Origin of the sequence: Psychrobacter submarinus (assembly GCF_904846685.1) — a bacterium.
Taxonomy (GTDB): domain Bacteria; phylum Pseudomonadota; class Gammaproteobacteria; order Pseudomonadales; family Moraxellaceae; genus Psychrobacter; species Psychrobacter submarinus.
This window is the reverse complement of sequence record NZ_CAJHBQ010000004.1, coordinates 243,672-256,114: the sequence shown is the minus strand read 5'-3', so window position 1 is coordinate 256,114 and position 12,443 is coordinate 243,672. Positions and strand designations below refer to the sequence as shown.

11 protein-coding genes are annotated in these 12,443 nt (G+C 43.8%); 2 read left to right on the top strand and 9 right to left on the bottom strand.

Features of this window, described 5'->3' with window-relative positions:
* Window positions 1-20: 20 nt before the first annotated feature.
* The 3 genes from JMY03_RS11920 to JMY03_RS11910 all read right to left on the bottom strand — a co-directional run bounded on the left by JMY03_RS11920 (window position 21) and on the right by JMY03_RS11910 (window position 2,344).
* Entirely contained in the window at window positions 21-902 is an 882-nt protein-coding gene (locus JMY03_RS11920; protein ID WP_025645281.1) for an SPFH domain-containing protein, read from the bottom strand.
* 90 nt (window positions 903-992) lie between these two features.
* On the bottom strand, window positions 993-1,607 hold the full coding sequence (locus JMY03_RS11915; protein ID WP_201603942.1) for an NfeD family protein: 615 nt from the start codon (window positions 1,605-1,607) through the stop codon (window positions 993-995).
* Window positions 1,608-1,801: 194 nt separating this feature from the next.
* Complete coding sequence (locus JMY03_RS11910) at window positions 1,802-2,344, bottom strand: porin family protein (RefSeq protein WP_201603940.1); 543 nt, start codon at window positions 2,342-2,344, stop codon at window positions 1,802-1,804.
* A 291-nt stretch (window positions 2,345-2,635) separates the two neighbouring features.
* Between JMY03_RS11910 and JMY03_RS11905 the strand changes: the two genes are divergently transcribed.
* The gene (locus JMY03_RS11905) at window positions 2,636-3,871 is read left to right on the top strand and encodes an 8-amino-7-oxononanoate synthase (RefSeq protein WP_201603939.1); all 1,236 of its coding nucleotides are present in this window, start codon (window positions 2,636-2,638) and stop codon (window positions 3,869-3,871) included.
* Between the two features lie 578 nt (window positions 3,872-4,449).
* On the opposite strand, the gene dnaK is transcribed toward JMY03_RS11905, so the two are convergent.
* Both dnaK and grpE read right to left on the bottom strand, forming a co-directional pair.
* Window positions 4,450-6,390, bottom strand: coding sequence for a molecular chaperone DnaK (gene dnaK / locus JMY03_RS11900; RefSeq protein WP_201556988.1), 1,941 nt, complete (start codon window positions 6,388-6,390; stop codon window positions 4,450-4,452).
* 298 nt (window positions 6,391-6,688) lie between these two features.
* The gene (gene grpE, locus JMY03_RS11895) at window positions 6,689-7,294 is read right to left on the bottom strand and encodes a nucleotide exchange factor GrpE (RefSeq protein ID WP_201603937.1); all 606 of its coding nucleotides are present in this window, start codon (window positions 7,292-7,294) and stop codon (window positions 6,689-6,691) included.
* 435 nt (window positions 7,295-7,729) lie between these two features.
* Here grpE and JMY03_RS11890 point away from each other — a divergent pair, with 435 nt between their 5' ends.
* A complete protein-coding gene (locus tag JMY03_RS11890; RefSeq protein WP_025645290.1) occupies window positions 7,730-9,148 on the top strand; it encodes an alpha/beta hydrolase in 1,419 nt (472 codons plus the stop codon).
* A 7-nt stretch (window positions 9,149-9,155) separates the two neighbouring features.
* Here JMY03_RS11890 and JMY03_RS11885 read toward each other — a convergent pair whose 3' ends face one another.
* The 4 genes from JMY03_RS11885 to JMY03_RS11870 all read right to left on the bottom strand — a co-directional run bounded on the left by JMY03_RS11885 (window position 9,156) and on the right by JMY03_RS11870 (window position 12,266).
* Window positions 9,156-10,292: a metallophosphoesterase gene (locus JMY03_RS11885; protein WP_201603935.1), complete on the bottom strand. Its 1,137-nt coding sequence runs from the start codon at window positions 10,290-10,292 to the stop codon at window positions 9,156-9,158.
* Window positions 10,293-10,426: 134 nt separating this feature from the next.
* Window positions 10,427-10,690: a hypothetical protein gene (locus JMY03_RS11880; protein ID WP_201603933.1), complete on the bottom strand. Its 264-nt coding sequence runs from the start codon at window positions 10,688-10,690 to the stop codon at window positions 10,427-10,429.
* A 42-nt stretch (window positions 10,691-10,732) separates the two neighbouring features.
* Entirely contained in the window at window positions 10,733-11,698 is a 966-nt protein-coding gene (locus tag JMY03_RS11875; RefSeq protein WP_201603931.1) for an epimerase, read from the bottom strand.
* A 49-nt stretch (window positions 11,699-11,747) separates the two neighbouring features.
* Entirely contained in the window at window positions 11,748-12,266 is a 519-nt protein-coding gene (locus JMY03_RS11870; RefSeq protein ID WP_025645295.1) for a GbsR/MarR family transcriptional regulator, read from the bottom strand.
* Window positions 12,267-12,443: the final 177 nt, after the last annotated feature.

Below are 12,443 nucleotides of genomic sequence, written 5' to 3'. Positions count from 1 at the left end.
GTCTTTTTTTAGATTAAGGACTACACTTTAAACTTATCACCGACCATACCTTTGACGGTGCTCAAGATGTCGGCAGGCAGTACCACCATTTTTGAGTTGTCCGATTCTGCCAAGTCACGAATTGACTTGATGTATTGCTCGCCTAGCAGATAAACAATGGGCATCTCTTCATCACCCATTGCAGCGGTAATCAAGCGAATGGACTCCTCAGAACCTTTAGCTAGTACCACTTGCGCTTCAGCATCACGGCGTGAAGCCTCAAGACGACCATCAGCTTCTAAGATAGCCGCTTGCTTTTGACCATCGGCGCGCGTTACGGTAGCCCGGCGTAGACGCTCTGCCGCGGCCTGCTCTTCCATAGAGGCTTGCATGGTTTGCGAGGGGTTAATGTCTTGAATCTCTACGGTTTTAAGGGTAATACCCCAATCTGCGATGTCTTCTGAGATCGCCTGTTTGAGCAAGGCTTTAATCTCATCACGACTCGATAAAGCGTTATCTAGATCCATCTCGCCGATGATCGAGCGCAAAGAGGTTTGTACCAAATTGCGGATACCATGTTCATAATCTTCAATACCGTAGACCGCTTTGTCTGGACGCAAGATGTTGATATATGCCACGGCATTGGCGATGATCACGACGTTATCACGAGTGATGACTTCTTGCGATGGAATATCAAGTACGATGTCTTTGGTGGTGACTTTATAAGCGACTCTATCCACAAAAGGAATGATAATGCTAAATCCTGGCTCCAGCGTTTGCTGATATTTACCCAGCCGCTGCACGACCCATTTGTATCCTTGCGGGACAATACAAACGCCTTTAAAAACGGTAAAAATCACCAATGCTATTAATACCAGCATCACGATACCGACACCATTTAAACTACTCAAGATACTGTTCATCTCATTCTCCTTGACCCTTGCTTTATTTGCCAGCGACGTGATTTATGTCCTTTTTTTCTTAATTTAAAAATCTTTAGTACCTGATAACGTTTATTTGCTAGTACCTGTCTCTTTGAGATCGGGTTTGTGCAAACTCAGTCTACTCGCTTTAGATTGTTTGGTCGGCATTTGGCTACTTGCAGGTACTTCACTGTTGATCGTCGGGGTGATATTGGGGTGCATACTTTTAGGTGCTTGGAGGCGCTGCGAGGGCGCAACGATTAGCTCATCGCCGACCACCTTTATAACCACCACACGATCACCTGTCTCGACATTCACGCCTGCTGTGCGGCATGGCCACTCATCTGCACCCCAAATGGGCACATTAAAGCGCACCATACCTGAAATACCTTTTTGTGGTTTGACCACGATCATGCCCGTTTCACCAATAATTAAATTACTATGTTGCGCAGCCTTTTTACGGCTCATGGACAACGGCTTGATGTATTTGACCCAAGCAAACATAAATAAAACCGATAGCGTAAGCCAGATCAATACCTGAAATAATAGCGAAATGGGCAGCAACCATGCTAAGGCAGCAACGATCACCGCAGCCGCACCAAACCAGAGGCTAGCAAAGGTTGGAATAAAAATCTCAGCAATCATCAAGGAGAAGCCCAACACCAACCAATGCCAAGGTTCAATCATCCAGATAGTCTCAATCATCGCTGTCTACTCCTGTATCTGCTCACCTTCCAATGTAGCACAGTTTTGTAGCTTATATTATCTTAAAAATCAATTACCTATTATTATTTATGGTGCGTTGTTTCAATAAAACAAGCATGGTGAATATTAAAATTGGCACAAAAAAAACGACCACCAAGGTGATCGTTTTTTATATCAATTATAGTAATAAAATACTAGAACTTCAGATGAGCGCCTAATGTTAGAAGTGACGCATCAGCATCGCTATCCATCATGGCATATTCAGCTTCAAAACTGAAATCTTGATTGACTGAGTATCCTAAACCGATACCACCAGCAATGCCTGTATCACTTACAGAGTCACTGCCACCGCCATCAAAATCAGCTTCTAATTCTGTTTTAGCAATACCGAGTTTACCTTTTGCATATAAGGCTGTGTTCGGGAAAGCATAGCGGTAAGTACCGTAGGCACCGTAAGTCTTGACGTCATACTCTCCATTGAAGCCACTATCTAGATCCGCATCATCTGATCCGACGTATTCTACTTCCATACCAAAGTTTGGGTCAAAGTTATAACCTGCATAGATACCATAAGCAGTTGGATCATCACCGTCTACATCAGTGTCAAACTGACCAATCTTAGCACCAACGTACGGCTGACCGGTATAACCATTACCGTAAGTAACAGCAGCTTGTGCACCAACGCTAACGAACGAACCAACAGCTAATGCGAGTAATGTTTTTTGTAGAGTTTTCATTGTATTCTCCATTAATTTAAATATGACAAACAAGTTATGTATTTATGTGAGCTTTTTGCTCTATCGTCCTGTTTGCTAACGATGAGTACATAGTAACAAACTATTTCAAACACTCTGTCAGTGTTTAATGATATGCGAGTTAAGATTTGAAAGCGTTTATCAGTGTGTGGGTTACAAAGGCTGATATATGAAACTTTTTGTTACACATCACGTTTTTGTGCAATAATTCCTACTCATTAGCTTTCAGTTATCGTCATTTTTAAAGAAAAACAAGTTAAAGGACAATTCTATATGCCAGCTTCTATTAACACGCGGCTGCACACCGCGCTCTTACAACTCAAAGACAAACAGCAGTATCGTCAGCTACCAAGTATTGAGCATCAGGGCCGATATGTGGTCAGTGGCGGTAATACTCTACTCAATATTGCCAGCAACGACTATCTAGGCTTGGGCAGTGATACTGGGCTTCAGCGTGAATTTTTTGACTATATAGAGCAGCAACCAACAATGTACCTGCCAAAAATGAGCGCCACATCGTCACGGCTCTTGACAGGCAATGATGCGCAGCTACAAGCGCTAGAAGACGAGCTGCAAGCATGGTATGAGATGGCAGAGACATCAAACAAAACTGCGACAAAATCAGCGCTAGTACTAAACAGCGGCTATCATGCCAACATTGGCATATTACCAGCGTTAACGGCGCTACCTGTCAAGACACTTATTCTTTCAGATACACTGATACATGCCAGTGTCATTGATGGTATTCGGCTTAGCAAAAGCAAGCTATGCGATTATTGTCGCTATCGACATAATGATTACGCTCATTTGGCGGAGTTGATCGAGCAAGCTGAAAATAATGTTGAGCGTATCATTATCGTCACCGAAAGCATCTTTAGCATGGATGGTGATCGAGCTGATTTGCAGGCCTTGGTCGAGCTCAAAGCCACTGACAGCCGCATTGAGCTGTATATTGATGAGGCGCATGCAGTCGGTGTGCTTGGCAAGCAAGGGTTAGGATTGGCTGAGGAAACGCAAACCCTTGCTGATATTAACTATTTGGTTGGTACTTTTGGTAAAGCGTTTGCATCGGTTGGCGCTTATATTTTATGTGATGAAACGGTTAAGTCATGGCTTATTAACCATATGCGCTCGCTAATTTTTAGTACGGCCCTGCCGCCAATCAATCATGCATGGACACGGTTTATTTTGGCAAAAATGCCGCAGTTACAGATGCGCAGACAGCATTTGGCACAGATTTCTTTGCAATTAAGCAAAGCGATCAGTCCTGAACATCGTGCATCATCAGCAGCACCCAATCCTATCTATGAATCGCCTATTGTGCCTTATATTTTGGGTGACAATGCGCGCACTATAGCCAAGGCACAGCAGTTACAAGCCGCTGGATTTTATGCCCTACCCATCAGACCACCGACCGTCCCTGCCAATACGTCACGTATTCGCTTGGTATTGAACGCCGCCATCACCCATGCCGACTGCGAGCGTTTGATGGCGCACGTAACAATATGATGGCAACTAGACTTTATTCATTACTGTAAAACAATAGGCTGAAGAAATACTATAAAACACCTTAGCGCTACGCCTAGTAGTACTGCGTCCACTACACCTCAATAATTTTTTGCAAATAAAAGGCTGATTTATTCAGTGATATTCGAATGGCAATCAGCATTCGATAAAGCAGGGTTTAGAGGCATAAAGCGATTAATGCCGCGTTTTCAAATATTATTTGCGCGCACTTCAATAGACCTTATGACGTGTCCTCACCTTGGAAATGGTGATAAAAATGAAATAAATAATCGTTAAACAAAGAAAATAGTACAGATAATATCGAGATATTGTCCGACTATTTGATACAGTTTAACAATATTTGGCCATTTTTCGTCTGTTTAGTCGCTTTTGCTCAGGTTGAGGACATGCCCTAATATCACCCATAAAAAAACGCACCTCGAAAGATGCGTTTTTTTGATCTAACTACTTACCAATTCTACCATTCTCAAAAACGTGAGTAGCAAGGAAAACGGGCGTAAGGACTACATTGAGTAGACTAAGCGAGTTTGACAAAGCTAATCGCGTTTTTGGGTTTGGTATTACTTCTTGTCTTCGTCCACTTCAGTGAACTCAGCATCTACGACATCATCATCCGCTTGGGTAGCGTCAGCTGATTCTGTGCCTTGCTGGAACTGACCTGGGTCCATACCTTCCGCGCCAGCACCACTATCAGCGTAGATCTTTTGGCTGACAGGTAAGAAAGCGTTATCTAGCGCTTCAAGCTTAGCTTTGATATCGTCATGGTCGTCTTCTTTAGTCGCGGCTTCAAGATCAGAGATAGCAGTCTCTACTGATGATTTCTCTTCTTCAGTGACTTTATCTTCTGCTTCTTTAAGGGCTTTTTGTACTGCATGGATACGGCCGTCTGCTTCGTTACGCACTTGCGCAAGATTTGCAAACTTCTCATCTTCAGCGGCGTTCGCTTCAGCGTCTTGTACCATTTGCTCGACTTCTTCATCCGACAAGCCAGAGTCTGCTTTAATCTGGATACTTTGTGCTTTACCCGTACCTTTATCAGTCGCTGAGATGTTCATGATACCATCAGCGTTGATGTCGAAAGTTACTTCGATTTGCGGTAGACCGCGCGGCGCTGGTGGAATATCAGTCAAGTCAAAACGACCCAATAGTTTATTTTGGTTAGCAATCTTACGCTCACCTTGATAGACCTGAATGGTAACCGCTGGCTGGTTGTCTTCTGCCGTCGAGAACACTTGTGATTTCTTGGTAGGAATCATGGTGTTTTTCTCGATAACTGGCGTCATCACACCGCCCATCGTTTCGATACCTAGCGTCAATGGCGTGACATCAAGCAATAGTACGTCGGTTTTGTCGCCTGACAATACTGCGCCTTGGATCGCTGCCCCTGCTGCTACTGCTTCATCAGGGTTAACGTCTTTACGTGGCTCTTGACCGAAGAAGTCTTCTACTTGCTTCTGTACTAATGGCATACGCGTCTGACCACCAACTAAGATGACATCATCGATATCGCCAACTTTTAGACCAGCATCTTCTAGAGCAATCTTACAAGGAGCCATCGTACGCTTGACAAGATCTTCCGTTAAGCTCTCAAGTTTTGAGCGGCTAATAGTGATGACCAAATGCTTAGGACCACTGCTATCAGCTGTGATATAAGGCAAGTTTACTTCAGTACTTTGCGCGCTTGATAGCTCAATCTTCGCTTTTTCTGCCGCTTCTTTTAGACGCTGCATCGCAAGAGAGTCGCCTTTTAGGTTGAAGTCTTGCTCTTTTTTAAACTCATCAACTAAATAATCGATAAGCGCGGAGTCAAAGTCTTCACCACCTAAGAAAGTATCACCGTTAGTCGCGAGTACTTCAAATTGCTGCTCGCCGTCTACATCAGCGATCTCGATGATTGAGATATCAAACGTACCACCACCTAAGTCATAAACGGCAACGGTGCTATCGCCTTGCTTTTTGTCCATACCATAAGCAAGAGCGGCGGCAGTTGGTTCGTTAATAATACGTTTTACATCAAGGCCTGCGATTTTACCGGCATCTTTGGTGGCTTGACGCTGTGAGTCATTAAAGTAGGCAGGTACGGTTACAACCGCTTCTGATACGCTCTCACCCAGATAGTCTTCAGCTGTCTTCTTCATTTTCTTTAAGATTTCAGCAGAGACTTGTGGTGGCGCAAGTTTTTTGTCATTAATCTCGACCCAAGCATCACCGTTATCAGCTTTGACAATTTTGTACGGTACCATGCCAATATCTTTTTGCACGACTTTGTCATCGAAACGACGACCAATCAGACGCTTGATAGCGAACAAGGTTTTGTTTGGGTTAGTCACTGCTTGACGTTTGGCAGATTGACCGACCAAAATCTCATCATCTTTATAAGCGACGATAGAAGGAGTAGTACGCGTACCTTCCGCGTTTTCGATAATCTTAACGCTATCGCCTTCCATTACCGCCACGCATGAGTTAGTGGTTCCTAAGTCAATACCTATTACTTTACCCATAATTATTTGCTCCAAATGTTGTTAAATTTATATTGGGGTTGCTTGCCGTTTTTGTGCGTTCAAACTATTTTTGCGTTCAAACTATCAAAAAAAACTGTCAAAAACTCAAGCTAAAATCAAACTATCAGACCATATATAGTCACTTGTTGCTTTATATCGGTTTGCGCTAGTATTTTTTCAAGTCAATAACAGCGCAAAAATTTGCTTTTGTGTGATTTTTTGTGAATACCCTTACATTTAATAAGGTTTATTCGCTTGTTTTCTTTACTACTCTCACTTATTAGCTAAGCTTATAAGCTTATTGGCCGACGCGAACCATAGCAGGACGCAGCAGACGACCATTTAGGCTATAGCCTTTTTGTAATACCGTACCAACCGTATCAGGCTCGGCATTTTCATCGATACCGACTGCTTCATGCAGATCTGCATTGAATGTCTCACCTTGTGGTTCGACAACCTCTACGCCGTTTCTGTTTAGTACATCTAATAGCGCTTTGTGCGTTAAGCGTACCCCTTCGGTAACAGGGTCGTCTGAAGTGGCGTTTTCGATAGCGCGCTCTAAGTTATCAACGACTTCTAATAACTCTTTGGCAAACTTTTGTAGCGCAAATCTTTTGCTCTTATCGGCCTCTTGCTCCATACGCTTTTGCGCATTATAAGTCTCAGCATTAGCACGGGCAGTGGTCTCACGGGCCTGCTTGACTTCGCCTTCAAGCTCAGCAATGCGCGCTTCATAAACACTGATATCGATCTCGTTATCGATAGTGGCGTCATCGCCTGAGTTGTTTTGCGGGTCAAACTCATCCATCGTTTCTTGTAGGACGCTCTCATTGCGCTCAAGGTTACTGTGTGCAGCTTTCGCGCTATTGTCATCAGCTTGTAGGTTTGGGTTTTGTTCGCTCATGATAACTCCTGATTATTTATGATAATTTTGTAATGCATTTAGGGTTTAGTGTCTTTTTAATGTCTTCGCTATAAACCATATTCAATAGCTGATTGATAAAGGTTATGAGGCCATATTTCAAGCTTAAAACCGAGGATTTTTTTAATTTTGAGGTTTAACCTCTATAAACCAAACTAGGACAACTCAAACCGCATTTAAAGCTAACTCATTATTTATAGTTTACTTTTCGCTCGTAAACGATTACCAAACGATACTTAAATTCACTTTTGATTGATTTATGATGACCTCACTGACTATTTACCAACTATTACTTATAAAAAATACTGAACTATAAACTAAATGATAGTAAACGATATAAAGTATCGAAACCATAAATCCAAACCATAAAAGGCTATAAAAAGTCATAAAGACCGGTACTCAATAATGAGGAACACCATGCCAAGCTCTTCTATCACATCGCTTAATGCTTTGATAAATAAAGCGGCGGCGAGCTTAAACTCTAAGCCGACATTAGCTCCTCTAGAAGGCGTTAAACGCTATCAAGCGCACGAAAACCAAGCTGAGGCTGAGCACCTGAACGAAGGGGACAATAAATATAGACTCGCCGGTAAAAAGCTTGCAAGCTTGCTGCCAGCGACCGACTATCAGCAGCATGCCCTGCACTATGTACTAAAAGGTCTAGGCTACTTACCTGATACCATGCTAGAGGCATTAGTAAGCTATCTAGAGGGGCCAACGGCTGAGCAGTATCCAAACGCTAATGCGCATCTACGCTTGATTATCGCGGTCAATGGTAAACTTAAAACCCCTTTACAGCTCTCTAAAATGCAAGAGCTGCGTAAGAGGTTTGCAGCCGATGCGGTCGCTATGCAAGACCCAAAAGTCTGGCAACAAGCAAGTAGCAATAAGCTTGCTACTTTGAAGCTCATTAACAAAAGCAGTGAGGCGGCTGTTAATTGGCAAGATAAAACCATAGCCAATGCTGATGAGGGTGATATGACGATTCGCTGCTATCAGGCGGGCGTCCACGCAAAAACCAATCACAATCCTGATGAGACAGTGATGCTGTTCTTTCATGGTGGTGGTTTTTGTATTGGTGATATTGACACTCATCACGAGTTTTGTCACCGCGTCTGCGCGCAGACTGGCTGGGCAGTGGTCAGTGTGGACTATCGCTTAGCACCTGAGCATGCAGCGCCCGCCGCCTTAGAAGATGCGATCAAAGCTTATGCTTGGTTGGCTGATAATAGTCGTAGCCTTGGCGCGTCGCCGTCACGTATTGTTCTAGCAGGAGATAGTGCTGGTGGCGGTTTATCGACGTTACTTGCGCAGCAGCTGACTCACCCAACTAAGGCGGCATGGTCAGACTTGGGAGTGGCCGGTCAGCAGATGTATAAGCTGCTCCAGACTCTACCTGCGCCGCTTGCACAGATGCCGCTGTATCCAGTTACTGATATTGAGACCGACTATCCAAGCTGGGAGCTATACGGCGAAGGCCTGCTATTAGATCATGCTGACGTAGCCGTATTTGATGCAGCATTTATGCAGAACTGCCCGCTACCACGTGAGCATGTGCTGATCTCACCTATGATTGGTGATAATAGTAAAGTATGTCCGACTTATATCGTTGCCTCTGAGCTTGACGTGCTACGCGATGAAGCCTTTGCTTATGCAGATCAGTTAAAGGCTGCTGATATAGCGGTTGAGACTTATACGGTACTAGGTGCGCCGCACGGCTTTATGCATCTGATGAGTGTCCACGATGGCTTAGAGCAAGAAACGCGATATATTATCAATGACTTTGCACGTTTTGTCCGTGAGGTCATCAGTGCCCAATCATTATTGGTCGCTTAGCAAGTGTTTACGCTATGTACTGACCTGTCATCTCAATCAGCCAAATCTCAGAGCGCGACCCCAAGCGAAAAGGAATACCCCAAAAGCCGTAGCCTGAGGAGACAACAAAGTGTCCTTTGCCTATGGGTTTATAACCATAGCCCAAGCGATTGATCGCTCTGACGATAAAATTAGCTGGGAATATCTGCCCGTTGTGAGTATGACCAGAGACCTGTAAGTCTATCGGCAGCTGACTATGCTTATCAATATCGCTTGGCCGATGATCGAGCAGTATAACCGGCTTACTGGTATCAACTTGCTGCAACAAATCAGTAGTAGCGACGCGCTCGTGTTTATGATTATCGAACCGGCCTATCAGCCAAATTATCTCGCCTTTATAATCAAGCTTCAGTACTTTATCATTTAACAGTTGCACGCCAGCATCCTGCAAGGCGTTACTGATCGGCTGCTCATGACCATATAAGTCATGGTTGCCTAAAGTGGCATAGACACCGTAGGGTAAGCTACTACAAAGCTTGGTCAATTTAGCCGCCATATTGTGAGCGGTATAAGCTTTTATATTGTCATCCATAATATCGCCTGGCATCAGCAATATATCCGCTTTATTTTCTTGGATCAGATGATGTAGCTTATCTATCGCTTTATTACCGAACAGCTGACCTAAATGCAAATCACTCGCTACTGCGATACGCAATGAGTTTGCTAAGGGTTTATTAATCGTGATAGATAATCGGCGCACCACAGGCATGTAGGCACTATATAAACTATAAATAAACAGCGCTATAAATATAACCCCCGCCAGTACGCGTAAGCCAAAACCTACTGTCTCAGCGCTATACCCCTCTATAGAAATCGATGAAACTAAAAGTAGATACCCGCCATAAAACAAACTCATTAATAATGCCGTGAGTATCAGATAATGCATAACGAGCATCCAAGCGCTCATCCAGCGATAGCTATTATTAAAGCGCTTGCTAAAGGTCACCGCTAGCAGAGCATTAGTCACAACAAACACTAAAACCCAAACGGCGGTAGTTAAGCTCGATGTCAGCCAAGGCTGCAGCCACCACTGAAGAGATAGCGCAGCGCCAAGGCTAAACAGCTCTAATAGAGCAATGATAGTAATAAAAAAGGCGTAACGCATCTAGGATCCTAAAGAGAGGTTTAGTATTAGGTAAACGAATGACTTGAGAAGGTTAAGCGATACAGTAGAGAACATGGTTAAAACAACGAAGAGCTTTTCTACTGGTACTTAAAATAGTATGCGTTTGAATTTAATTAACGCTTATTTGGCGGCATGTTACAAACGCCATTTGCGCAGGCCTGCGTCACCGCTTTGCCATAAATCAGTTTAGTCACCCAATTTGGGATTCGGTAACGGTTACGCGCCACATAAGGATAAGCCAAATCGCCAAGCTGTCTGACAATTGGTAGATACAGAAGCGTAGAGCCTTTGAGACCACTAGTTCTATACAGTAATCGCACTGCATCCATATGGGTATGCCAACCGCCATACCAGTCTTGTACACACAAATAAGTCATAGCATCGCTACGGCTGTTTCACATGAAACAAGTATGGAAATATCAGGTGCTTTGCTCTTCTAAGGCTTGTTGAATGTCAGTGTACTTAAACTCATAGCCTGCTTCTAATAAAGCTTCTGGTAGCACCTTTTGTCCATCGATAAGTAAAGTCGACATCTCACCGAACATCAATTTGAGTAAAAACTCTGGCAAAGTAAAAATAGTGGGACGATGTAGCCAAGCGCCCATAGCTTTGGTAAATTTGTGATTGGTTACCGGATTGGGCGCTGTTAAGTTATAAACCACTGCTGGAGTATCGTTAGTAGTTTTCAGCTCGTTATTGGGCGTAACTTGCTTTTCGCTCGTCTCAGCCAAATGCTTTTGAATAATAAAAATCGCCGCCCCGACCCAGTCCTCACGGCTGATCCAGCTCATAATTTGCTTGCCATCGGCCAGCTGACCACCTACGCCGAACTTAAAAGGTAATAACAATTTACCAATCATCCCGCCCTCAGGATGCATCACCACCCCAGTGCGTACGATGGCAACAGGCACGCCGTAATCTGCCGCTTTGAGCGCAAGCTTCTCCCACTCATCACATAACTTATGCGAAAAATCTGTCTCGTAATCGCTACGCTCAGTCAATGGGGTATCGCCTTGGGTACCATACCAGCCGATAGCCGAACCACTTAGCATAAGCTTAGGTTTCACACGACTGCGAGCGATGAACTCAAGCAGCGACTCTGTTGGTTTTACTCGGCTTGCCATCAGTTGCTCTTTACGCTCATCGCTCCAGCGCGAATCGGCAATCCCCGCCCCTGCTAAATTTATAATCACATCGAAGCTTTTATCACTCGTTGCAAGCTCATCATAAGTCATCATGTTGACGTCAGCAGGGTGCTGCTGAGATTTATCGCGCGTCAGCCACGTGATCTTTATCTGCTCTTTTTTATTCTCATAGCGACTTATGATCTCCTTGCTAAACGCACTACCTAAGAACCCTGAGCCACCGCTGATTAAAATATTCATATCTCTATCCTTGTTGTGAGCTTATTGCTTGTATTGTTCTGAGTCATCATTAACTCAAAAACTTTTTAATACTAGCGCCGAGTTTGAGCACCTTTTTGAGCATACTCGTTGGGAGTTTAAGCATCTCGGACGACCAAGTGGTTAATGTGTTTACGAAGTCTTGCGTGTCACTTATCCGCGTTCTAACTTCGCTGTTTTCATACTCAAACTCAGGACTATCCATCAAATCTTGTAAAAACTGTACGGTAGGTTCTAGCTCGCGCTTTTGGCGCTCAACGACGATGATACGTGCCAGCTCCCAAACATCAGTGTTGGTCGTGAAGTGATCCCGCCGGTCGCCTAAGATAGAGACTTTTTGGATTAGGCCCCAATTCTGTAGCTCTTTGATACTATTTGAGACATTAGAGCGCGCCACGCCTAGCGTCTCAGTGATCTCTTCGGCATTTAGTGGTTTACCGATGATATATAGCAGCGCATGTATCTGCGACATAGTGCGGTTCACGCCCCATTTAGGGCCCATCTCACCCCAGTGTAAGACGAATTTTTCGGTGACAGGATTAAGCTTCATATTGGCTCACACTTATTTATATTATTTTTTATTGATGCTTATCATTGATACTTGTAGTGCCCTAAAATATGTAACTCATAGCTTTTATTATCGAGAAATAAACAGCTTATAAGCCATACTGCGCTTTTCTTTTATTTCTGTCAACACAGAAATCAGTAGATATAGTCAATCAATATT